The organism is Desulfosediminicola sp., assembly GCF_048381775.1.
GTDB classification, from domain to species: Bacteria; Desulfobacterota; Desulfobulbia; order Desulfobulbales; family Desulfocapsaceae; genus Desulfopila; species Desulfopila ganghwensis.
Map to the genome: position 1 here is coordinate 90424 of NZ_JBLXGE010000003.1, position 24908 is coordinate 115331.

20 protein-coding genes and 1 pseudogene are annotated in these 24908 nt (G+C 45.6%); 6 read left to right on the forward strand and 15 right to left on the reverse strand.

Translation table 11 applies throughout. The annotated features are described in order from the left end of the window. Positions 1-30: 30 nt before the first annotated feature. From ACN5NT_RS05885 to ACN5NT_RS05935, 11 genes and pseudogenes are all read right to left on the reverse strand, one after another. Positions 31-1542 (reverse strand): hydrogenase, encoded by a 1512-nt coding sequence (locus ACN5NT_RS05885; protein ID WP_419174815.1) that lies wholly within the window; start codon positions 1540-1542, stop codon positions 31-33. After that, complete coding sequence (locus tag ACN5NT_RS05890; RefSeq protein ID WP_419174816.1) at positions 1535-2962, reverse strand: proton-conducting transporter membrane subunit; 1428 nt, start codon at positions 2960-2962, stop codon at positions 1535-1537. The genes ACN5NT_RS05885 and ACN5NT_RS05890 overlap by 8 nt, the downstream gene beginning before the upstream one ends. A gap of 4 nt (positions 2963-2966) precedes the next feature. After that, the gene (locus ACN5NT_RS05895) at positions 2967-3620 is read right to left on the reverse strand and encodes a hydrogenase (RefSeq protein WP_419174817.1); all 654 of its coding nucleotides are present in this window, start codon (positions 3618-3620) and stop codon (positions 2967-2969) included. Beyond that, on the reverse strand, positions 3617-4534 hold the full coding sequence (locus tag ACN5NT_RS05900) for a respiratory chain complex I subunit 1 family protein (RefSeq protein ID WP_419174818.1): 918 nt from the start codon (positions 4532-4534) through the stop codon (positions 3617-3619). Before ACN5NT_RS05900 ends, ACN5NT_RS05895 begins: the two co-directional genes overlap by 4 nt. 38 nt (positions 4535-4572) lie before the next feature. Beyond that, a complete protein-coding gene (locus tag ACN5NT_RS05905; RefSeq protein WP_419174819.1) occupies positions 4573-6525 on the reverse strand; it encodes a proton-conducting transporter membrane subunit in 1953 nt (650 codons plus the stop codon). 355 nt (positions 6526-6880) lie between these two features. After that, positions 6881-7147, reverse strand: a complete 267-nt coding sequence (locus tag ACN5NT_RS05910) for a hypothetical protein (protein ID WP_419174820.1) — start codon at positions 7145-7147, stop codon at positions 6881-6883. A 110-nt stretch (positions 7148-7257) separates the two neighbouring features. Continuing rightward, the gene (locus ACN5NT_RS05915; RefSeq protein ID WP_419174821.1) at positions 7258-7500 is read right to left on the reverse strand and encodes a hypothetical protein; all 243 of its coding nucleotides are present in this window, start codon (positions 7498-7500) and stop codon (positions 7258-7260) included. A 480-nt stretch (positions 7501-7980) separates the two neighbouring features. Beyond that, positions 7981-9339: pseudogene (locus tag ACN5NT_RS05920) on the reverse strand (sigma-54-dependent transcriptional regulator). Further along, on the reverse strand, positions 9339-10805 hold the full coding sequence (locus tag ACN5NT_RS05925; RefSeq protein ID WP_419174822.1) for a sensor histidine kinase: 1467 nt from the start codon (positions 10803-10805) through the stop codon (positions 9339-9341). The pseudogene ACN5NT_RS05920 and the gene ACN5NT_RS05925 overlap by 1 nt, the downstream one beginning before the upstream one ends. Positions 10806-11224: 419 nt before the next feature. Next, positions 11225-12838 (reverse strand): DUF445 family protein, encoded by a 1614-nt coding sequence (locus ACN5NT_RS05930; RefSeq protein WP_136796721.1) that lies wholly within the window; start codon positions 12836-12838, stop codon positions 11225-11227. Further along, positions 12819-13478, reverse strand: coding sequence for an HAD family hydrolase (locus ACN5NT_RS05935; protein WP_136796720.1), 660 nt, complete (start codon positions 13476-13478; stop codon positions 12819-12821). The genes ACN5NT_RS05930 and ACN5NT_RS05935 overlap by 20 nt, the downstream gene beginning before the upstream one ends. A gap of 194 nt (positions 13479-13672) precedes the next feature. Between ACN5NT_RS05935 and ACN5NT_RS05940 the strand changes: the two genes are divergently transcribed. The 5 genes from ACN5NT_RS05940 to ACN5NT_RS05960 all read left to right on the forward strand — a co-directional run bounded on the left by ACN5NT_RS05940 (position 13673) and on the right by ACN5NT_RS05960 (position 18675). Beyond that, on the forward strand, positions 13673-14326 hold the full coding sequence (locus tag ACN5NT_RS05940) for a succinate dehydrogenase cytochrome b subunit (RefSeq protein WP_419174823.1): 654 nt from the start codon (positions 13673-13675) through the stop codon (positions 14324-14326). A 112-nt stretch (positions 14327-14438) separates the two neighbouring features. After that, complete coding sequence (locus ACN5NT_RS05945; RefSeq protein WP_136796718.1) at positions 14439-16367, forward strand: fumarate reductase/succinate dehydrogenase flavoprotein subunit; 1929 nt, start codon at positions 14439-14441, stop codon at positions 16365-16367. 66 nt (positions 16368-16433) lie between these two features. Then, on the forward strand, positions 16434-17198 hold the full coding sequence (locus tag ACN5NT_RS05950; protein ID WP_419174824.1) for a succinate dehydrogenase/fumarate reductase iron-sulfur subunit: 765 nt from the start codon (positions 16434-16436) through the stop codon (positions 17196-17198). 110 nt (positions 17199-17308) lie between these two features. Beyond that, positions 17309-18343 (forward strand): FAD-dependent monooxygenase, encoded by a 1035-nt coding sequence (locus ACN5NT_RS05955; protein ID WP_419174825.1) that lies wholly within the window; start codon positions 17309-17311, stop codon positions 18341-18343. A 62-nt stretch (positions 18344-18405) separates the two neighbouring features. Beyond that, positions 18406-18675: a hypothetical protein gene (locus tag ACN5NT_RS05960; protein ID WP_136796715.1), complete on the forward strand. Its 270-nt coding sequence runs from the start codon at positions 18406-18408 to the stop codon at positions 18673-18675. A 5-nt stretch (positions 18676-18680) separates the two neighbouring features. Here ACN5NT_RS05960 and ACN5NT_RS05965 read toward each other — a convergent pair whose 3' ends face one another. The 4 genes from ACN5NT_RS05965 to pepN all read right to left on the reverse strand — a co-directional run bounded on the left by ACN5NT_RS05965 (position 18681) and on the right by pepN (position 23325). Further along, positions 18681-19031, reverse strand: a complete 351-nt coding sequence (locus tag ACN5NT_RS05965; RefSeq protein ID WP_136796714.1) for a putative signal transducing protein — start codon at positions 19029-19031, stop codon at positions 18681-18683. 9 nt (positions 19032-19040) lie between these two features. Beyond that, positions 19041-19760, reverse strand: a complete 720-nt coding sequence (locus tag ACN5NT_RS05970) for an SDR family NAD(P)-dependent oxidoreductase (RefSeq protein ID WP_419174826.1) — start codon at positions 19758-19760, stop codon at positions 19041-19043. Positions 19761-19860: 100 nt separating this feature from the next. Further along, complete coding sequence (locus tag ACN5NT_RS05975; RefSeq protein ID WP_419174827.1) at positions 19861-20628, reverse strand: Mut7-C RNAse domain-containing protein; 768 nt, start codon at positions 20626-20628, stop codon at positions 19861-19863. A 66-nt stretch (positions 20629-20694) separates the two neighbouring features. Continuing rightward, the gene (pepN, locus tag ACN5NT_RS05980; RefSeq protein WP_419174828.1) at positions 20695-23325 is read right to left on the reverse strand and encodes an aminopeptidase N; all 2631 of its coding nucleotides are present in this window, start codon (positions 23323-23325) and stop codon (positions 20695-20697) included. Between the two features lie 327 nt (positions 23326-23652). Between pepN and ACN5NT_RS05985 the strand changes: the two genes are divergently transcribed. After that, the gene (locus ACN5NT_RS05985; protein WP_419174829.1) at positions 23653-24876 is read left to right on the forward strand and encodes an LL-diaminopimelate aminotransferase; all 1224 of its coding nucleotides are present in this window, start codon (positions 23653-23655) and stop codon (positions 24874-24876) included. The last annotated feature ends 32 nt before the right edge of the window (positions 24877-24908 follow it).

Sequence of the window (24908 nt, forward strand, 5' to 3'; positions counted from 1 at the left end):
TTATATATCACTCATTGCGGTTTAACCGTTTTACAGATCAAAGCCGCAGTAAGAAAGATTGTAGCTCTTGTTGCAGAGCGGGAAGTCAGAAATTTCCTGATTGCGAAGAGACATTGCCAGGCCGGTCCAGTTATGAAAAGAAGGATCTTTAATCTTATAGCGCTGCACCTTGCTTTTATCATCGGTAAGGATGCAATGTGACACTTCCCCCCTCCATCCCTCGTTTATGGTCACCACGAACGAATTCGGGCTAAGAGCGCACTCCTGCATATGAACAGGCTTTTCGGTTGTATCTATTGAATCCAACAGCATGGTGATGAGTTTCAGTGAATGCATGATCTCTTCACGTCTCACCGTTGCCCTGCTGTTCACATCACCGCTGGTCACCTCATTTGTATTAGCGGGCAACTCTGCATAGCATTCCGTCGGGAACGCTACTCGCGCATCATAAGCTATGCCGCAGGCTCTGCCGGAATAACCCACCAACCCAAGATCCTTGGCCATCTTATGCTCTACCGTACCAGTATGTTCAAATCGGGCCTGAACGGTGTGGGCGCTGAATAGCAAATCGCAGACATTTTCAATTTCAGGGGTAATTTCAGCAAGCTTATCGCGAATCAACTGTCGTTGTTCCTCGCCCATAACCAGCGCAACACCACCGGGTCGAACCAGCCCTTTTCCAAAACGGTTACCGCTCAAGACCTGTAGCAGATTGAGAAATTCACCCCGGATTCTTCCGAAATATGCTGCCGGCGGGTTAAAAGCCACATCTCCACTCAGCGCTCCCAGGTCACCAATATGGTTGGCTATCCGTTCAAGCTCAAGAGCTATGGTGCGTACGATACTCGCACCTCTATCTACGCTCTTACCAGCAAGTCCCTCAAAAGCCTGGCTGAAACAGAGTGTATGGGCAATGGTCGTATCACCTGCGATTGATTCACAGATACCGGGATAACGCTTCTGAGGCAGGGTCGGCAACAGTTTTTCTATGCCGCGATGCTGGTAACCAAGCTGAATCTCAAGGTGCAGTACCTCTTCACCGGCACACTGAAAACGAAAATGTCCGGGTTCGATGATGCCGGCATGCACCGGACCTACTGCAACTTCATGTATAGACTCGCCTTCTATGGTGAAGTATGGATAATTACCGGGGATTTCTTCATCGTAATTATTTTCGAAGACATCCTTTTCACCAGTGTAATTTTCGTGATAACGAACCATCTTCAACCATGGATGCCCATCCGGTTTAAGCCCGTACTGCTCGGCAATCTCCCGCTCAAACATATGGAATTTTTCACTGGCTGAGCCCGTCAGCGACTGAAAAGTAGTTCCTGTTTCGGAGCCAATCACGTACAGCGCGGTGTTTCGAACAACAGCTATAAGTCTATAAACACCACTCTCCTCATAGGCGAAAAACTGGACAATATAGCCGTCATTTTTAACAAAAGCTGAGAGAGTCTTAAAAAACTCGCCGTATGGAACCTGAGGTATGTCGGACCGTGAGATCGCTTTACCATTTTCTATTTTCAGGAGGTTATCCATGAATTCCACCTCCAATTGTTTCGATTGTATTGATGATTGCCTGGTAGAGTACATCCGGCATCCAGATGCAGAGAACTACTGAAGCGACTAACAAAGCATAGGGGGGCAACAGGCGGAGCGTTCCTTCACCATGCTGAATCTTGGCATCTGTCTCACCAAATGACATAGACATAAACACCCGTCCTGAACCGGCGAATACAAGGAGCAGAGCAAACAGAAACAGCCCGATACTTAAATATCGTCCACTTTGAAAGGCACCGGTTATTATGATAATTTCACTAACAAAAAGACCAAAGGGAGGCAGGCCGGAGATACCGATAAAACCGGCAAAAAAGGAAACAAATGTTTTCGGCAGATGGTTTATTAAACCGCCTATCCGCTGCACACGCTTGGTACCAAAAGCAAGCAGAACATTCCCGGCTGAAAGAAATAACGATGACTTCAGCAACGAATGGTGAATTAAATGTAGAAAAGCGCCATACATCGCAAAACCGCCGATCCCGACACCGAAAGCAATTACGCCCATGTTCTTGATACTGGAATAAGCAAGCATTCGTTTATAATCAGGCTGGCCGATAATAAAGATTGCACCAACAAGCATTGACAACAAACCAAAGCCGATCAGAACATTACTGGAGAAATCACCAAGACCAGCAACAGTCATCAACACATGCACTTTAAAAATACCAAGAAAAGCACAGTTGAGCAGTGCACCGGAGAGCATTGCCGAGGCAGGGCTTGCTGCCTGACTATGAGCATCGGGCAGCCAGGTATGCATTGGTGCTAGTCCCATCTTGGTGCCAAAACCAATAACCACAAAGATAAAGCCGGCTTTTAACCAGACGGGGTCAAGTTTGGTAGCAACCTCGTTTAACGAATTAAATGATAATGGTGCGTCAATATTTCCGAGATCCATAGCCAGAGTGATGAAAAAACACCCAAGCAACGCAAGAGCAATACCAACTGAACATATAAGAATATATTTCCAGGTAGCTTCCAGCGCCTCACGTGAATGGTGTACAAATATCAGAGGAGCACTTACAAGAGTTGTCGCTTCGACCGCTATCCATAAGACAATTGGATGCTCAGCGAGGGTCACCATTGACATAGTGCCGAGAAAAAGCAGCATACAACAGTTGAAGACCGGTTTATTCTCTACTCCGGTTTCATTGATATATGAAAATGAATAAATCGAAATCCAGACAAAGATAAACGAAGTAACCAACAGAATCAGCAATCCTTCGGTTGAGGCGCTGAAGAAGTTAGAAAATGTCGGAGTAAGCTTGCCCATCCAACTCATTATAGTCAGCTGAAAATGAAGCAGTGCCGTTATCAGGAGCAGTATCCTACCCATGCTTACAGGCAGGGTTAGTGCTGCAAGCCCCGCAACTATCGGGAGTATAAATACAAATTCTATCATAGTATCAGTCCTTTAATCGTCCAAGCAAGGTAGTGTCGACATCCTCGAAGGTACTGTTGATATTGTGCAGGATGACCCCCATAATCATAACGCCGACCAGAACGTCAAGAAGCACCCCGAATTCGACCACATATATAGTATGTCGATGATCGGTCAGGGCGGTACCTATAAGATAAATGCCATTTTCGAGCATAAGGTAGCCGATTATCTGGGTGATAGCCTTGCTTCTGCCCATCATCAGGAAGAAGCCGGATGCCATGGTAGTGATTGCGGTTATCAAGACCATATCATGCCCTTCGAACAGAGAGAGCCGAAGATGGTTAGTGATAAACACTGAGACAAGAATAATTGCCAGACCAACCAGGATAGATGCGTGATAGCCAATAAAAGGTTCAATTTCCCGTTTAATGGATACCCGCTTGACCGCCATATATAAAAGACCCGGAATAAGCAGCCCTTTAATCAGAATCATCACCTGAAAAAAGATGATTGCGCCACTGCTCAGTGAGCCGTGGCTCTTCAAGAAGAGCGGGGTCAATGAAACCATTACTCCCTGCAAAGCCATAATCTTGACTAACATCATCAATCTGGTTGATCCAAGAGACAGCAACACTGACAGGAGAGTAATAACCAAAATTATTTCGGTAATATTTATCATTGGAAAACCCCCATAGTGAGAATTGCTCCGAAGAAGACCAGGGCAAACGATGTAAGAACGAATTTAGGTACAAGATTCATTTTAAATCTGGCCATGACCGACTCTGTTATTCCCACAAAACCATAAACCAGGATCAGAAGGCCGTAAAACATGAGCCAGTTACCAATACCGGCAGCTATAGAGAATGGATAAATAAGATGGGTGATAAACGCCGAATAGAAAAAGAGCTTGTAAAACGATCCCAGTTCGATAAGAGCCAGATCAGGACCACTATGGTCAAGGATCATAACCTCATGGATCATTGTCAGCTCCAGATGTGTTGCAGGATCATCAACAGGAACCCTGGAGTTCTCTACAAGCAGCACCATGAACATCGCTACTACTACTAAAACCAATAACGCACCTGAATCACTCATGAACGAAATGGGATTCTCACCGATAAAATACTCGGAAAAACTCAGTGACCCGTTCATTCTGCAAAACAGCAGGAGAACCGTGAATACCGTAATTTCGGCAAGCATTGAAAAAAAGACTTCCCGGGCAGCACCCATTCCCTCAAATGGAGAGGCGGTGTCAAGTGCAGCGATTACAGTGAAGAATCGACCTAACCCCATAAGGTAGAAAAGAACAATTACATCTCCATGAAATGAAAAGAGCGGCGTAGTCCCTGCAAACGGAAAGAACAACAGCACAGTCAGGGCTGAAACAAATCCGACAACCGGGCCAAGTTTAAAAACAAACGTTGTACTATTGCTATACACCGAACCCTTTCGTAGAAGTTTGCCTACGGTATAATACTTTATCAGTAGTGGCGGTCCCTGTTTTCCGGCAAAAAATGCTTTCACCTTCAAAATGATACCTGGAAAAAGCGGGGCTCCCAGTATCGCTAAGGCGAGTGATATAAATGTTTCCATGTGTTACCTCTAGTATGAAAATGCAATCCTTTCTGCCGTTATATAAACAGCAGAAGCGCAATGATTGTCACAACGATATAGCCAATATACAGCTGGATATGACCATGCTGTATCCAGCGAAATTTGCCTATAAGGTAGAGAAGAGGTGTGACTATTCTGTCGACCAGTGCCACTTCGGAAATATCATCCACCCGTGTTTCATACGTCGTTCGACCGGGAAATATCCGATTAATTCCTGAATATTTAGTCCTTATAAGAATAAAGGGACGGAAAAAGTCGACTATACTCATCGCATAGGATGTCCCGGTATATTGCATCCGTACAGTGGGTTGAGTAAATCCGCAGCCCCATGTCGGACCCCTGGCAATGTCCTTTCGAAGATACAGTACTTTACGCAGTATCAACACCAAGGCAAACAGTGCAAGAATCAGACGAGCCGCAAGAGCAAGGTTAGCCGTTACCACCGAAATTTCTTCAACTCCGACAGGGACAAGCGCTTTGAAACTTGCCAGCCCCCAGAATGCCAACTCAACAAATGGAGCCGGGAATATACCGATAATCAAACATAACGCAGCCAGCAGAACCATAGGCACGGTCATCATCCCGACCTCTGTAGCCTGAGCAGCCTTTTCGGATCGTGGTTCCCCAAGAAAAGCAATACCCACAACCTTGGTAAAGCAGGATCCAGCTAAACCGCCTATTATCGCTAAGGATAGAATCGCCAGCACAACAAATATATACGATGAACCATTCAAGGTGATGCCATGAAACGCACCGTAATAGATAAGAAATTCGCTGATAAAACCATTGAAAGGTGGAAGGCCGGAGATCGATATAGAACCTGTCAAAAATGTTCTGCCTGTTGTCGGCATTTTTTTCAATAGGCCACCAAGCTGATTGATATCTCTAAGCCCCGTTTTATGCAGCACCGCACCGGCACCCAGAAACAGTAAAGACTTGAAAATCGAGTGGTTTATCACATGCAGCAGACTACCGGCAAAACCAAAACTTGCCATTACCATATTACCGGAAGCAAGACCGATCATTCCGACGCCCGCACCAATCAAAATAATACCAATATTTTCAACGCTACAATACGCAAGAAGTATTTTTATATCTTGCTTACCATTTGCATAAACAACTCCCAAAATACCTGAAATTATACCAAGAATTAGAACAGTCTGACCAAAAATCAATTCCGGGGCATCAAGCAGAACGTAAAGACGTAATATCCCGTAAATACCCATTTTGATCATAACCCCGGACATAATCGCCGAGATATTACTCGGAGCAGCCGGATGGGCATAAGGCAGCCACATATGCAGTGGGAAAATACCGGCTTTGGAGCCAAAGCCGACCAGAGCCAGGAAAAATACTACAATTTTGATGTGATCAGGGATTCCTGAAAAAGATGCAAAATCAAACGTTCCAGTATGACTGTATGCCAGGGCCATAGCCGCAAAAATAAACAACGCCCCGGCCTGGGTAAAGATAAAATAGATGTAACCGGCTTTGCGTACGGATTTCTCCTGATACTCAAACAACACCAGTAAAAATGATGAGAGAGACATACACTCCCAGACCAGGACAAAGCTGATAATATTATCAGCTGTCGCCACTAAGACCATGGAAATAATAAGTAAGGTACAAAAGAAAAAGCTCACTCCGACCCGCCCTCTTTGCTCCGGGTGATCCATATAGCCAAAGCTATAGATTACTGCTAAAGGGCAAACAACGAAAATTGGAATGAGAAAAAAGGCTGAAAGCGGATCAACTGAAAAAGATAGTGTAAAAAGATGCAGCCATGATTTAGAAAATGTTACAATTTCTCCCCCCTGCAGGGGTGTTGCGATTGCATATAATCCTATCAGGCAGCCAACTGCAGTGATAGCGATATAACCTGCTTTCATCAGGCTGAACAGTCGGTAGGTCAGTAGTGCAAACAACCCGCCGGCGAGTAAAACAGTAAGTGAAAGTAGAAAGGTATCCATCGTTCCTCGTGGTAATAAAGCTTGAGGGTATCTTGAAATAGCAGTAATTCGATCAGGATCAAGTCCGGAAAAACATTATCGGTGGTTTGAATCTCTACCTGAATGTTTTCCATAACGCAGATACTGGAAGGAACGTCTCTATTTAAGATAACCTTAAATAACTATGGTGAATGTTGTGTTGCCTGTGCGGCCCATTGTGTCAGCATGTTAGTGTCATTAACCCTCCATGTAATAATTTCTAAATTTGTCATAATTCCCATATATTTTTTGTATATTAAATAGGTTACACGTTTTGCTATGGCGCACAGAATTCCCCTGAGTAAGATATTGAGCATATAAAGGGGGGATTTAGTGACTAGAGAGCCGACTGCTCACAGTGCGCTTTGGATTCAATGCATTCGCAGGTAAAACCATACCAGTGATCACTTGAAATGGATGAAGAGGGAGACTGAATGTGTTTATACGCGCCTGTACGTGCCATCATGAATTTCATCCAACCTGAAGCCTCTTCTAGCGAATTGAATGGCCCAACGATGGCAGTTGTTCTTACACCTTCAGTTTTTGTAAAAATCTCTTGCTCTGTTTCTTCTGGAGCCTGGGTGATTCCAATAAGAACTATCATAATGATTTCCTTTGGGAAGCTATGGTTAAACAGCAATATGGTCGTTTCAGATTCGAATACTATTTAAAAACAACGTCAATCATAACAGACAATTAACGTTTATATCGTCTTCACACATCTCCAACACTTTCATAGGCAAATCCATACCAGATCGAATCTTTACCTGATTGCAGTTCAGGAATGATTTCTTCGAACTCACCAATTACACTTTTGAGATAAACCAACCAATTGAGCGCGTCCATTTTTGATAGAAATGGACCAACCTCAGTCAAAGATCCTGACTGTCCATAATGCTGGAAAAGAAATTCTTTTAATTTTGCCGGTTCCTGAGTAATGCCGATGATAATTTTCACGTTCAACCTTTCCGGAAAGCAAGTTTTAAATGTTGAGCATCCGAGGAGTTAGAGCAATATGTGTGCCATCACCAATACGAAAACAGCTAAGTACTTGTTAATATAGGGTATTATTTGCATACCATTACAGGTAATTGGAGGGGATTTTTCGTGATACTGCAGGAACTGAGAGAGAAAACCGATGATACGAGAGAAGAATAACGTACATATGGGGCAGGATGCCCCGATGAAAGAGCGATTGTGAAGCGACCTATAGCAGGTAAACGAATTTACTGCTGAAATATATACAATCCAGCCCTGCTCGCAGGCAGTTCCAAACCGTATAACTCTATTTCGCTCAGGTATTTTGTTAAATGAGGACTATTGGAATTGCCGGGAAAATACAACGGGGCATTTTACCCCACAGTGGCAAATTGCCCCGGCGTCAGCGATATAATCTTATTATATGTTGGGCATTTTTTTTTACGATCAACTCAAGAATTACTGCTCTTCATATCGCTGTAATTTCCTGTACAGTGTTTTTCGGTCAACCTGCAGAATTCTCGCGGTTAATGTTCTATTGCCGCCTGTGGTCTAGAGGACATGCATGATGTACCTCCGCTCCATCTCCTCCATAGAAATGAGCTCCATGGGGTCCTGATCGCCTACAAGGAAATAGTCATTTCTGAACAGCCGTATTTTTTCCGGCAGATCTTCAGGAACAATCTTATCAAAGCGTGTCAGGGCTACAGCATGTTCTATGGCATTTCGGAGTTCTCGAACATTACCCGGCCATGAATAATCAAGCAGTTTTTCTGCAGCACCATCTGAAATACCAGTAACCGCTTTATTCTGCCTGGCTGAAAAATTTTCCACAAACTTTCTGGCCAATTGGAGAATATCCGCCCCTCTGGAACGTAACGGCGGCATCTCGATCTGGATGACATTAAGCCTGTAAAATAGATCTTCTCTAAAAACCCCGTCTTCAACAGCAGATTCCAGATCGCGATTGGTTGCCGCAATTATCCGGACGTTAAAAGGACGTTCCGTCGTTCCGCCAACCGGTCTGACGCAGCGTTCTTCCAGAACTCTTAAGAGCTTCGGTTGCAAATCGAGAGGGATCTCCCCCACCTCATCAAGAAAGAGTGTACCGCCATCCGCCTCTAGAAATAAGCCCTTATTGTGTGATCTGGCGTCGGTAAAGGCTCCTTTTTTATGTCCGAAAAGTTCACTCTCCAATAGCTGGGCCGGCATCGCTGCACAATTTATTGTCACCAGGGGATGATCTTTTCTTCGGCTATGCGTATGCACGGCTCTGGCGGTGAGTTCTTTACCAGAACCACTTTCACCGGTTATCAGCAGCGATGCTTCCGAGTCTGCAATTCGACTTAGTTGCGAGAACAGCTCTTCCATCGCAGGGCTTTCACCAATGAGATTATCAAAGTGCAGCGGTTGTTTGGCAGCATTACTGAGTTTTTTTACAGTTTGCTGCAGGTTGCGGTACCGGACAGCCCTTTCAAGTGACAATGCCAGAATATCCAGATCCAACGGTTTGGTGACAAAATCGTATGCACCGGCCCTGATCGCAGCAATTGCTGTATCCATACTGCCGAAAGCGGTCATCATTATCACCGGAATGTCAGGCATATTGCTAACAATTGCATTACAGATATCAAGACCATTAATATCCGGCAGGTTTATGTCGGCAAGCACCACATCTGTTAAATGCAGATTAACAGAAGCAAGCCCTTCTTTACCTGAGACAAACGTTTTAACAGAAAAATCCCGCCGGCTCAGTCCTGCTGTCAACAGATCACACATATCCTGGTCATCCTCAATGACTAGAATGTTCCCGCTCATTACTCATTCTCCTTCATAGGGAGGTACACTGAAAAGCATGCACCGTTCCGGATACTGTTCTCGACGTCTATCCAGCCGCTGTGTTCTTCTACAATCCCGTGGGCAATTGAAAGACCAAGGCCTGTGCCGGTGCCAACGGTCTTTGTTGTATAAAATGGAGTGAAAATATGTTCAATATCCTCCTGGCAGATACCTTCACCTTCATCAACAATTCGTACTTTTATATACTTTTGTGGTTGTTGATCCGCTTTAAGGGGAGCCTTCAGCATTTCATTTGTAATACTGACCGAAACGGTCCCGCCATTGGGCATTGCCTGGACACTGTTCATCAGCAGGTTAATCAAAACCTGCTGTATTTGTGAACCATCAACACTCAGTTCAACTTCGGCATCTTCGCTTCTGTTAAAACTGAAGCTCACATGCTGTCGACTCGCCATAGGATGAAGTAACTGAAATATCTGTTTCACAAGAAAGGCAATATTTTCTTGCGAAATATGCTGTTTGGGACGTCTGGTGAAATCGAGCAATTGTCTGATGATAAGGGTCATTCGCTCGGCCTGGCTTTTAATTATCGCCGCACATTCCTTTATTTCCTCATCACGCAAATCTTCGTTTATGATCATTTTCGCCCTACCGTCAACGACATTCAGCGGCGTTCCGATTTCATGGGCTATTCCTGCTGAGATGAGACCAAATGTTGATAACCGCTCAGTATGACGAAGCTGATCCAAAGTTTTGAGACGGGCATCATACTCAAATTTAATTTTATCTTTGGCAATGATCAGACTTGAGCACATATCGTTCATGGTTCTTGCCAGATCTGCAAGTTCATCATTACCCACAATATCGGTCTCTACTCTGAGATCACCCTGTCCTATCCGTTTAGCCTGCCTTGTAAGACGATTGAGCGGTACACGTATTTTATTATTGATAAAGAGATACAGAATCACGCCGCATATGACGGCAAGAAGAGCAGTAATGATGATTGCACGGATCAGCATTCTACCAGAATACAGCTCTAAGGCAGTAAACGACTGGCGTAACTCCAGCGCGCCGATTCGATTCAGTCCTATGTCTACAGGAACATATGTATAGAGGTGAATTTCCCCTCTTTTGTCATGAATTTTTAAGGTAGTTGTTTCCTGTAATGTCAGTTTTTCCAGCTGCTTTTTATCACTACCGGCCATCATGGAATTATCAGGAAAGCTATCCGCCCATACCCAGCGAATATCAATTGTTCCGGAATTACTCGCATCACGTATCAATTCAAGCGCTTTTTGTTCACCACTTTCCCTCCAGACATGTGCAATCATACCAGAAATGCTGTTGCCGTTTTGCACGGCATTAGTAACCATGTCTGCTTCGAATTGCTTTACTTCTTCATGAAAACTCAAATATTCATCCGTTACAATAAGGATGATCATGCCGAAAAGAAGATAGCCGAAGATGTGATAGAAAAGTTTCATTATTTCTGCAATATCTTGAAGTTCTTTAACAAATAATCTTCTTCCAGCCAGAGCAGACCATTAACCCACCAAATCGATTATGCACAGCACATTTTTGCCAGCTTAATCGTGGGAGAATGATTCTGTATGTGGGGCAGCCCCGGGCCTGAAGGCGAAAAGGGAAACGGGTGGACATGACAAGATAAAAAGCTACCTTGAAAAAGTACATTCTCAGGCAAGTATTTAACACCGGATGCGACAGATCACAATATCAAGATATTATGATCTGTGCAGAACTGGGATAATCTTCAGGCAGAAAAAATAGATTAGGCCTAAGAATCAACACTTCCAAATTCTGAATACTGAACCACGAATGGCATACTTACAGTAACAAAACCGATCAGAAATGTAACATTTTTGATTATCCCTGATTTCAGAAATTACGTGAGGTGCAGAAACACCAGATTCAGACAACCTAATATAAAACCAAGCAAGGCACCAAAGAGGTTGATATACTTGAACTGCTCTTCCATAATCGAAAGCAGCAACCGCTCCAGGCGCAATAAATCAAGCGAATTCAGCTTATCGGCAACAATTTGTCTGATATCAAGTGAGTCGACCAGACCGGGAACCTCTTTCTCAAGCATCGAGGAGGCCATTTTCTGGATTGAGAGGTAAATTTCTTTACGAACATCACCTGGCAGCACATTTGATATTTTGCCGATCTTCTTATGAACTACTGTGTCGACCAGACTTTCAAGCAGTGCATCAAGCGTTTTTTTGGTATCAGCAGAGCGCAGCAGGCTCACACATTCTTTCTTGGCCCAGTTTTTCGCTGTAACCGAACCTGTTGGGCCGAAGAAATCAAAGAGCAGCGTTCTGATACGGACATTGCCATCATCAAGATGAGTTTCAACGTTATTCTTGATCATGGCCGAGAGAGCCACTGATACTTCTTTTTCCCTCAACAGAGCAGAAATCTGCGCAGAGGCAGTAGCGCAGAATGTATCAACCTTATCGGCATCTGCGGTATTTATGAGTTTGACCAGTGGCGTGGTGCAAAAGTGTGCAAATCTCTCTGATAAAATCGCCCCAACCTTCTCCTGGAGCTCTTCTGACCCAAGCCAGTTCTGAATATCCTCTTCTTTCTCATCGAGGTATTCTCTGATCTTGACCTCCACAGTCTCCATACTGATGAAATTCTGCACCATGGCAGACATGGGACCAAGAGAAGTAATGAAACTCTCAACTCCACCACAGGCGCCCTGAACTATATTTGTTCGTACCTGCTCGTCTTTGAGAATTTCGGCGAGCTTTTTCAGGATATTGGGAGTCTGTTGACGTATAGAGGTCTCAATCAGCTCAAGCAGCGTTTCAGGGAGAACTTCCGACAGACATTTCTCCTGCTGCAAAGTTTCATACACCTTCTGGCGTACAAACTCATTAACCCATTCCTCCATAACCGGGCTTGCCAGCATTCTCTGCAAAGATTCCTCAAGAAATCCGTAGACAAAGTCACGCTGACCACTGTTCAGCATGTCACCGACCTGACGGTCCAGAATATGCTCGAACTTATTTTCGATAGCCTGGCCAATCTGCTCTTCAAAGTCGTCTGAGTCTATAAACTCATGAACATTTTCCTTAAGCTGATGTTTTACTGTCCTGAGGCCCAGATCAAAGTAGATCGAGAATTTTTGCGGCACCAGCTCGGCAATGGACCCGAGATCCCGGTGGAGGATATCCCCTACCCTTTCAGAGATAACATTGAGCAAATGTTGTTGGAATTTATCTTCTTTGAGCGCGTTACCAATCTCTGTGCTGGTGAGCAGATGATCCCCGACAACCTCGCCCATGTTATCAGCAAGTTGGGCCCTTTTGGAGGGAATGACACCCGGAGTCATAGGCACGCGCAATCCGAAAACTCGCCACTCTTTGAGTGGCCTGAACAGCATGCGGATGGCGACACGATTGGTTAAATAGCCAATGAACGCACCAACCAGGGGCGGTGCAGCATATTTCAGGTAAGGTGCGAGTTCAACTGGTAGCAAGGACATATTCAACGATCTCCTCAGGGCTTGAAACAATTATATCGGCGTTGTTCTGTTGCAACTCTTTCTTTTCCCGAAAGCCCCAGAGAACACCTATGGTATACATACCAGCTGATTTACCCGTTCGCATATCCACAGAGGTGTCGCCAACGTAAATGCATTGAGCTGGATCAACCTGCATAATATTCGCTATCTCTATGGCACCGGCCGGGTCAGGCTTTTTCTCAACGCCTTCACGTTGACCAAAGACAACTTCAAAATCGTCCGAGTTGAAAAAACGATCGATATAAATCCTGGTAAACTGATGCGGCTTGTTCGAGAGAACACTGCACCGGATACCTTGACTCTTCAATTCATGAAGCATTTTGATAATACCGGGATATGGGCGGCTATTCGCATCCCAGCAGCTATCATAGATTTCATTGAACAAGGAACAGCAGGCTTGAATTTCACTCTCATCAACATCAGCTGGAGTAATTCGTTCCATCAGCACCTTTAAGCCATCGCCAACAAAATGTTTATATGACTCGACAGGGTGTTGGGGAAAACCCCGCTTCATCAATACGCTGTTGCCGGCATATGCAAGATCATGGAGGGTATCGAGCAAGGTACCGTCAAGATCAAAGATTGCAGCTTTACAATTCATAACATCATTCTCAAAAAGGGATTGGTGAATGGCTCGGCAAAGCGTTCGACCTAACCAATTTCATTATTATAATCATCTGAATTACTGATATATTCCGAGTCAGAAAGTACTTTCATTTTTACTTAAACTGTAGAACTATTACCGATGTCAACCATTGTACGCTTCCTTAAACCTTCAGCTTCAAGGGTGTCTTCATGTGGTTCATCAATTTTTTCAAAACGTCCATCGGAAGAAAGTATGTCATGGCAATTACCGGTTTGTTACTGGTGCTGTTTCTCTGCACCCACGTCTTCGGTAATGTCACAATCTACCTGAGTGCGTCGGCATTTCAACACTATGCTGATGCATTGCACAGCCTCCCTGTACTGGTATTTATTTTCTCTACATCGTTGTTTACGGTTCTTGCCGCGCATATCGGCTTCGGCCTCTACCTGTTTTTTCAAAACAGAGAGGTCAACAACTCCCGCTATGCTGTACAGGCTGAAATCGTGACAGAGAAGAAATCAATTGCGGCAAAGACCATGCCCTATTCCGGTCTTCTTTTGTTATTGTTTCTGCTGGTTCATGTCTCAGGTTTCACCCTTTCCGGAGGTGAGATGCCAATTTCAGAATTGGTTAAAGAGCGATTCAGCGGCTTTTTCTACAGCCTCTTCTACCTCATTTCATTTGCAGCGATGGCACTGCACCTGACGCACGGTTTCTGGTCTATGCTTCAGACTCTGGGAGCCAACCACCCTCGCTACAACGACGCAATTGACAAACTTACGTATATCGTTCCAGCGTTTTTCCTCATTATGTTTGGCGGAATACCACTCTATTTCATGACCGGTCTGGGATCGAATTTTTAATCCAGGATCTAAAAAAAACAGTGTGGTCTGATACCTAGACACGCAAACATACTCTAAACCTCTGCCCGAAGATGTTTACATCCGGGTTAAAAACACGTCAAGGTTTTATACTATGGAACTTAATTCTCATATCCCTTCAGGCCCCCTCTCAGAAAAATGGGATAATCATAAATTTGCCAATAAGCTTGTCAACCCTGCAAATCGTAGAAAATTCTCCGTGATTGTGGTCGGAACAGGACTCGCCGGCGCTGCCGCCTCCGCCACTCTCGCAGAACAAGGATATAAAGTAAAAACATTCTGTATTCAGGACAGCCCGCGCCGTGCACACTCCATTGCAGCCCAGGGCGGCATCAACGCTGCAAAAAACTATCAGAACGACGGCGATTCGGTTTACAGACTCTTTTACGACACGATTAAAGGCGGTGACTTTCGGGCCCGTGAAGCTAATGTGTATCGTCTCGCCCAGGTGAGCAACAATATTATCGACCAGTGTGTTGCACAGGGAGTGCCGTTTGCCAGGGAATATGGCGGCACTCTGGCTAACAGGTCTTTTGGTGGCGCCCAGGTAAGTCGTACTTTCTACGCCCGGGGCCAGACAGGTCAGCAGCTGCTGCTTGGAGCATACAGCGCCCTTTCACGCCAGATACATGCCGGTAAAGTAGAGATGTACCCCCGACGGGAGATGATGGATCTGGTCGTGGTAGATGGCAAAGCCCGTGGCATAACGGTTCGCAATCATATTACCGGTGAAATTGAAAGTCACAGTGCAGATGCCGTGCTGCTCTGCACCGGCGGCTATGGTAATGTCTATTTCCTCTCCACCAACGCCATGTCATGTAACGTTACCGCAGCCTGGCGTGCCCACAAGCATGGCGCGGGTTTTGCCAATCCATGCTTTGTGCAGATTCATCCGACATGTATTCCGGTTCATGGAGATTATCAGTCAAAACTCACTCTCATGAGTGAAAGTCTGAGAAATGATGGCCGGGTCTGGGTGCCGAAAAAACAAGGTGACACTAGACCACCTGCCCAGATACCTGAGTCGGAGCGTGACTATTACCTCGAAGGTAAATATCCGAGTTTCGGAAACCTGGTACCACGTGATGTTGCCTCCCGTAACGCCAAGGAACAATGCGACCTCAACAAAGGTGTCGGTTCGACCGGCCTTGCTGTCTATCTTGACTTCGCAGATGCAATCAAGCGAGATGGCGAACAGACCATTCTCAAGAAGTATGGCAACCTTTTCCAGATGTACGAAAAAATTGTCGACACCAATCCTGTAAACGAGCCAATGATGATCTACCCAGCTGTGCACTATACAATGGGCGGGCTCTGGGTTGACTATAACCTGATGACCACAATTCCAGGTCTATTTGCCCTTGGTGAGTGCAATTTCTCAGACCATGGTGCCAACCGATTGGGTGCAAGCGCCTTGATGCAGGGACTGGCGGATGGCTATTTTGTTGTTTCGCCTGCAGTCGCCAATTATTTTGGTTCCACCCCGATTGATAAAGTAACAGCGGACAATTCAGAATTTTTGGCATCCCGTGAACGGGTTAACAACCGGATCAGCAAAATTCTCAAAAACTCAGATAAAGGACCCAAAGGTACCGTCACAGTAGATGAGGTCCATAAAGAGCTCGGCAAACTTATGTGGGATAATTGCGGTATGGCCCGCAACAAGGAGGGGTTGAAAAATGCTCTTGAGGCTCTGCCAGCCATTAAGGATAAATTCTGGGACAAAGTATATGTACCCGGTTCCGGCAAAGACCTGAACCAGTCCCTGGAAAGAGCCGGAAGAGTAGCAGATTTCCTGGAATTTGCCGATGTGATGATTCACGATGCGCTGGAAAGAGAAGAATCATGCGGCTGCCATCTCAGAGAAGAGAGCCAGACTGAAGAAAATGAGGCCAAACGTGACGACAACAACTACTCACACGTTAGTGTCTGGGAACATAAGGGTGAAGATGAAGCTCCGGTAATGCACAAGGAGCAACTCGCGTTTGAAAACGTTACCCCAAGCCAGAGAAGTTACAAATAATGGCGAACCATGGTTCTCAGAAAGTGTCGATACCAACTTTCCTAATCGCATTCGATTTTAAAACAGGTGGCTAATATGAGCAGCATTGACCTCACACTACAGATCTGGCGCCAGAGAAATAATGACGCGCTTGGCAACTTCGAATTTTACAATTTAGACGATATCAGTACCGATATGTCCTTTCTTGAAATGCTTGACGTGCTGAACGAAAAGCTGACCAAGGAGGGAAAAGACCCTGTTGCTTTTGACCATGATTGTCGGGAAGGGATTTGCGGGCAGTGCGGTTCTGTCGTCAACGGTATAGCACATGGCCCTGAAAAGGAAGTTACCCTTTGCCAGCTGCACATGCGCAACTTCAAATCCGGCGATACTATCGTTATCGAACCGTTTCGCTCGCGTGCTTTTCCTGTCCGAAAAGACCTGGTCGTAGATCGTTCCGCTCTGGATCGGATAGTCCAGTCTGGTGGATACGTATCGGTGAATACCGGCGGAGTTCCTGATGGCAACGCCACCCCTATTCCTTCAGAAACAGCAGAGCTTGCAATGGATGCCGCTGCCTGCATTGGCTGTGGCGCATGTGTTGCCAGTTGCCCCAATGGGGCGGCGATGCTTTTTACCAGCGCCAAGATCAGCCAGCTCTGCTTATTGCCGCAAGGCCAGGCCGAGCGGAAACAAAGGGCATTATCCATGGTGGAAACAATGGATAAAGAAGGGTTTGGCAATTGCTCAAACTACAAGGCATGTGAAATAGTGTGCCCTAAATCCATATCCATCCGAAACATAGCCAGAATGAATCGGGAATTTGTGACCGCTACCCTTACTGAGGGATAGCAAAGAGTTCGCTATTTGAGTATACTTTGCTGCCGTACATCCTTTGCAGGCTTTCGTTTACGGGTGTACGGCACTTTTTTTTCAACATACTCAACCCCATATATGACATTATGCAGTATTCAGTTGTAATTGCCGGCGGCGGCCCCGCAGGTCTTTCCTGTGCCAAAGTTTTGGCTGAGAATGGTACCGACGTACTGGTGCTTGAGAGAAAATCCAGGTTCGGACCGAAGGTATGTGCTGGAGGTATTACCTGGAGCGGTCTGATAAACACTATCCCAGGCCAGATAGAAGAAAAGAGATTCCCAACCCAACACGTCTTTACCAGACTACAGCACGCTAAAGTCGTCGAAAAGGAACCAATTATTGCAACTGTAAGCCGGGAAAAACTCGGCCAGCATATGGCTCAGCTTGCAACAAAGTCCAGCGCAGTACTCAAAGCCAGTTGCCAGATTATCAAGATCAAAAAACACTCGTTAATTTACCTCGATCGCCTTACCGGTGAAGAGCATAAAGTAGATTTCGGGTTTCTGGTTGGCGCAGACGGCTCAAGCTCTGCAGTTCGTAGATATCTCAAAATTCCGACAGAATCAATGGGAGTGGGAATTAACTACCAGGTACCACGACATGCAAATGAAATGGAATGGCATCTGGATAATCGCTTTTTTGGAAATGGGTATGGTTGGATTTTTCCTCATACCGACAGCGTTTCGATCGGTGCCTACGCTGATCGAAAAACCATGCCAGCCCAGAAATTGAAATCCGGTCTTATAGACTGGGCCAGAACCCGGGGCTACAGGCTTGATAGACACTGGGCCAGAGCGGAGTATATTAATTTCGATTATCGTGGTTGGGATTTTGGCAATATGTTTCTGGCTGGAGATGCAGCTGGTTTTGCCTCAGGGCTGACCGGCGAAGGGATTTACCCGGCGATTGTATCAGGAGAATATATCGGTAGACAGCTTGCCTCTATAGAAGGTAATGACAAGAATTTCCATAAACTGGTTCGAGTGCAGAAGATTCATGCCAGAGCATTGAAACTGACAGGTAGAAACAGCCTTTTGACCGGGCTGCTTGCAGAGTCGGTTGCTTTAGCCCTCCGCACTGGGCTGTTTGACTTCAAAAATCTCGAAATGGGAAACAGGTAGTCAGCAGGAAAGTATCGAAACGTTACCTTTCACCTTAATCTTAGAACGAAACAACGGGAGCTATGCCAAAGTTTTCAAAAGGAAAAATGATTATTCTCAATATCTGCTTCGTGGTGATCGGTGTTTTTATTGTCACCTTTTTATTGCGTGCTCCCAAAGCAACGACTTCGACTTTGCCGCACGATGAGTTGCATGAGGAGTTTTTTGCTATTGAAAGCAAGAAAGAGGCAGAAAAAAACTGTGTATCCTGTCACGTGGAGGGTGGCTCCTCTCCTCTATCAGAAAACCACCCGCCCAAATACCGGTGTCTTTTCTGTCATAAAAGAGACTAGAACGACTACTTCAACTCCCTGTTTTCAATGATATCCTCACGGGGAGTACCACATTGCCAACAGGCAGTGAACTGCTGCTCCAATTGTTCCCCGCAACTGGAACAAACCCAATACTCCCCTATCGTCCCCTCTTCCTTCATCTTGCTGTCATACTCTGTCACAACATTAATGGCCTGCTGGTGATCACTGTCTTGTAGTATCCAGACAGTGGGAAAGGTGTCACCAACCATGGGTAACTCTCCCCGCACGCTGAACAATGCCTCGCCACGAACTTCTGCGATAATATTGTGGGATTCAAGTATTCCACGAACAATATGCGCTTCAGCCGGGTTCGCTGCCGTATACACTTTTTTCATAGCGTTCTGTTATTGTTGAAACTCTCGCACATCTGTATATGCGCCGCTCTTCACCACATCAGGAAGCCGGTCGATGCAATTTGCTACTATCTGAGCTGCTTCGGCAGGTTGTGGCATATATTTTGTGTTTCTGGCTTCTTGTAGCTTCTTCAATACAAGATAATCATTGCTTGCATCCAACCCACAGAGATGTTCCTGCATTGCGGAATCAATTATTCCAGGTGCCAGGGCGCAAAAGTGTGTTTCTGACCGTTCCGCCGCATAGAGCTTCACCATCATGTTCAGCGCAGCTTTGGATATTCCATACCCGTTCCAGCCTCTTGCCCCGCTTACAGAAGCACCGGAAGAGATTGCCACCACCTGTTGTACCGCCACACCATTTTGGAATAGATAATCGAGAATGACCTTGTTGACCCAGAGGTTCACATCCATCACCTCTTTCATCACCTCAAGCCTGGTTGTGGTCATATCTCCAAAATCACCGAGGATACCAGCGTTCAGGACAACGAGATTTATGTTTTTAGTCTCAATGCGTTTCTTTAGAGATTCTTCGGTTGCCGCAAAATCTCTCAGATCAACAGAGCTGAATAAAAATCTTTCATCTTTCATCAACTCGGCCGGCTCTCTTCTACTGAGACCATATACGGTACAGCCCCGCTCCAGATACAATCCAGCCAGCGCTTTGCCAAGGCCGCCACTCACTCCTGTAATCAGTACTTCAGCTCCCATAATCTCTCCTTTTTATAAAAGTTTCAGCTATTGGCTAAAGGATATTACAGTCATCGAAACAACGTTCTGCTTCTGCACTTTTTTACTGATTTTGATTCATTCAGATGGTGCCTGCAGACACCCGCTCTATTATTTTCAGCATTTTCTCATAATGGGTGCCCTTCCAGTACACTTTACCGCACCCTGTGCATCTGGAGAATTCGTCGTAATATTTCCTGGTGAGCGGTTCCAGCAGCTCAAACACTTCTTCTTTACTGACTCTTTGCAGCGGAGAATTGCATTCAAGACATCGACTGAATAATGCAAGAGAATCTGTTTTGAGACAACCAAAACGTTCCAGAACCTCTCGTAACTGCTTTTCAGGATCTTCAGAACGTAATAACTGTCCATAGGCCAGGGATTTAAGCTTTAACAACTCTTTGTTTCTGGTAAGAATAATGCGTTTTTGCTGCCTGGCACTTTCAGCCACTGCACGAATCCTTGTGGAGTGTGCCTGTGAGGTATCAACCCCGAGCATTCGCAGGATTCTTGCCAGTTTCAAAACGTTTACGTCTGCGAGAAAACGTAAGCTTAAAGGACTCTTCGGGCGTAAAGGGGAATTGACTGCGATGGTGAGGTCTTTCGAAAATGGAAGTATTTCAATAAATTGTGATGCGTCCGGAATGTGTTCGAATTCCGATTCCACACCATTTACCAATATCGCTCCCACCTCGGTATGGGGAATACCAAGGGCTTCGATGATATCTTTCATTGAAGCCCTTCGCTTAAGAGGATAGCGCACTACTCCATCATCGTTGCATGGATATTGCCTCGGCAGCAATGTCTGGTTGTTGCCGATTATCTTGATGAGAAGTATCGATTCAATCATGTGCTGTTCTGCGTACCGTTTGTGCGACTATTGTCTTCAAATTTGTCTTCAAATTTGTCTTCAAATTTAGAGGCTTTTCTTTACTATCTCATAAACATCACGCGAAAGCCCTTCTAAACTCACAATTTTTTCAAGCTGATCTCGCATCATTGCCTGACGTTCACTGTCATATTTTCGCCAGGTAGTGAATGGCGAAACCATCCGCGCTGCGATCTGAGGGTTGATTTCATTGAGCTGAATAATTCTGTCTGCCAGAAATGCATACCCTTCGCCTGAATTATCGTGGAACCGGACGTGGTTCATCGCGCAGAAACTTCCGATCAGCGAACGTACCTTATTCGGGTTCTTGATTGAAAATACCGGATGAGCAAGGAGCTTTTTCACCTCTCCAAGGGTTTCCTTACGCTTTGAAGTCGCCTGAAGTATAAGCCATTTATCAGTTACCAATGGATCCTGACGCCATTTCTCCAGGAAATCTTCCAGCATTTCTTCCCGAACATCAAGTTCGCTATTGGAGATAAAGTTCAAAGCGGTTACCACATCCGTCATGTTACTCCCATTCTCATATTGAGCAAGACAGATATCCACCACCTCCTGCGGTAAAGGATCAAGGCTCATCAGGTAACTGAGAGCGGTATTTTTCAGGCTCCGTTGTCCCATTGCCTCCGGAGTTATCTGATACTCACCAGCAACATTATTTTCCTTATACAACGTGAGAAATACATCAGAGAGGCTGCTTGCCAGTTGTCTGGCAACAGCCTCTTTGGCTTCGTGCAAAGCATCTGGATCGATAACGTCCATCTGGGTGGCCAGATATGTTTCAGGCGGCAATTGCAGTGCCTGGGCCAGCAGCATTTTATCTGTTTCCCTGCCGCTGGCGATGTTGGTTGCTACGGCTTGAACATATGCGTCGTCAAGTGTAAATCCCTCTCCCTTCTGATGTGCGGATATACCGTCAAAAATAACATATTCAGCAAGCTTTGAGGCTGCTTGCCACCGATTGAATAAATTTGAATCATGGGCCATTAAAAACGACAGGTCCTGCCTGGACTGGAAATCTTCAACCTTCACCGGGGCAGAGAAATCACGCAGGAATGACAGAACCGGTTCATTTTCAACTCCGTAGAAACTGAACTGTTCTTTTTCCTCCTTGAGTTCCAGAACTATTGAATCTTCTCCTGTTATTGAAATGTCATTGCCATCCTGGTCGAGTAAGCCGATTTTGATAGGGATATGGAATGGTTTCTTTATTTTTTGGCCCGGGGTCGGCGCGCATTTTTGTTCAATAACAACAACGAATTCCTGATTATCGGCGTTAAATTCAGTTGTTACTGCAAGTTGAGGGGTACCTGCCTGGCGGTACCAGCGTTTGAACTGGCTGAGGTCATAACCGTTTGCATCTTCCATGGCAGAAACAAAATCGTCACAGGTTGCCGCCTGACCGTCATGACGCTCAAAATAAAGATCCATCCCCTTGCGATACGACTCGGCACCAAGCAGGGTATGCATCATACGGATCACCTCAGCTCCCTTGAGATACACGGTAGTTGTGTAGAAATTGTTAATCTCCACATAGGAATCCGGGCGAACCGGATGGGCCATGGGACCACTGTCTTCACGGAATTGGGCGGTGCGCAGCACTCGAACGTCATCAATTCGCTGAACCGGCCTGGAATTCATGTCCGCTGAAAACTCCTGATCACGAAAAACGGTCAACCCCTCCTTCAGGCTCAGCTGGAACCAATCCCTGCAGGTCACCCGGTTTCCGGTCCAGTTATGAAAATATTCATGGGCAATAACACCCTCGATACCGAGATAGTCATTATCTGTAGCAGTTTCAGGAAGCGCCAGCACATATTTTGAATTAAAGACATTGAGGCCTTTATTCTCCATGGCGCCCATATTGAAATCGTCCACGGCCACTATCATGAACTGATCAAGGTCATACTCAAGCCCATACACTTCCTCGTCCCACTTCATCGATTTTTTCAGGGAGCGCATGGCGTGCTCGCATTTGGCAATGTTCCGTTGCTCCACATAAATCTGCAGCGCTATGTCACGTCCTGATCTGGTGGTGAAGTTGTCTTCGATATATTTCAAGTCACCAGCCACCAGGGCGAACAGATAGCACGGTTTTGGAAAAGGGTCTTCCCAAACCACATAATGCGTGTCTTCATCGAGGTCGCCTTCCTCTATTTTGTTGCCATTGGAGAGCATCACCGGGCAGGAGGTTTTGTCCCCTTCAATCCTGGTGGTGAATTTGGCGAGGACATCAGGCCTGTCCAGATAATAGGTGATCTTTCTGAACCCTTCTGCCTCACATTGTGTGCAGAAATTGCCACTGGAACGATAGAGTCCTTCCAGTGAGGTGTTGGCATCCGGGTTTGTTCTGGTAGTGATTTCAAGAACAAAGGCATCATCACTCACATCAATCGACAGCCCTTTCTCACTCACTTCGTAACGCTGGTCGGTTAGCGGCAAATCGTTATAAAAAATAGTCAGCAATTCAAGCTGCTCGCCATCAAGCTTGAGTGTTTTGCCGCTGTCACGGGAGGCCGGGTTTTTGCGTATCTCTGTTCTGGCGGTTACATCAGTATGGTTTGCACCGAGCTTGAAGGTAAGCTGGATGGTATCGACAAGGAAAGGCGACGGTTGATATTCTTTTCTATATATAGTGCGATGTTCCTCTGTTTTCATACAGGGCATCTCCTTGGTTAAATTTTATGGTTACAGCCAGGATTGTAACGTTTGTTTATTGACAGAGTTTGTAAGGCCATTATAATCGTTAGTATTCAATCTACTATGCAAGATTTTCACTGTTTTTACCAACAATGGGAACTGTCTGTTCTGAAGCAGTTACCCCCATCTCTTTCCATCCCGCTGCAGAAATTACGCCAATAGCTATATTTAGGCGACAGCAGCACATATCAAGAGAACATTTTTATCGGGGACAGCAGTGATCAGCATTAACGCAAAGTATCAACCAGAGAACTTCAAACAGAGACCACTACAGGAAGCATTTCAATGATTACAATCAATGAGCATTACTTAAAACTTCAGGCATCCTACCTCTTTTCCGATATTGCCAAGCGCGTCGAAACTTTTCAAGAGAACAATCCGGACAAGGAAGTTATTAAACTTGGCATTGGTGATGTAACCAGGGCTCTCCCCAAGGCGAGTACCGATGCATTTCATGCGGCGGTTGACGAGATGGCGACCGAGAAAGGCTTTCGTGGTTATGGCCCTGAGCAGGGGTATGCATTCCTGCGTGAAGCCATTGCCGAAAATGATTTTGCTTCCCGCGGAGCCGAAATTTCCCCCGATGAAATTTTTATAAGCGACGGTGCCAAGTGCGATACTGGTAATATTCAGGAGTTATTCTCTCAGGATATCACAATTGCAATTCCCGACCCTGTATATCCGGTTTATCTCGATACCAACGTAATGGCCGGTCGCACTGAAGAGTTCGCCGATGGCCGTTTTAAAGGTATTGTCTACCTCGATTCAACGAAGGAAAATCAATTCGTTCCAGCCTTGCCAAAAGAGCCGGTAGACCTGATCTATCTCTGTTTCCCTAATAATCCAACAGGTTCCACCATCACCAAAGAAGAACTGAAGACCTGGGTAGACTATGCACGTGACAACAAGGCACTGATTCTCTTTGACGCTGCATATGAAGCATTCGTGCAGGATGACGATCTTCCGAAATCAATCTACGAAATAGAAGGCGCCAGAGAGGTCGCGATCGAATTCCGCAGTTTCTCCAAAAGTGCCGGCTTTACCGGCACCCGTTGCGCCTTCACTGTAGTGCCTAAAGAATGTGTTGCCTATGATAAAGCAGGCAACAGCCACTCAGTCCACACACTTTGGAACCGTAGGCACTGTACCAAATTCAACGGGGTGTCCTATCCTGTGCAGAGAGCTGCAGAAGCTGTTTACAGTGAAGCAGGAAAGGCAGAGTGCAAAGAACTCGTCGAGTACTACATGAAGAATGCCGCGTTAATCTGTGAAACCATGGACAGCCTCGGATACAAGTATGACGGCGGAAAAAACTCACCATATATCTGGATTGAAGGCAACATGGACTCCTGGGAGTTCTTCGATATGCTGCTCAATAAAGCCGGTGTGGTGTGTACTCCGGGTGCAGGCTTCGGTAAATGCGGAAACGGCTACATTCGTATCTCCGCCTTCAACAGTTATGAGAATGTCGTGAAGGCCATGGAGAGAATCAAGGAAGCTTTGGCTTAGTAAAGGGGCCAAAATGCACTTTGCCTGAACCG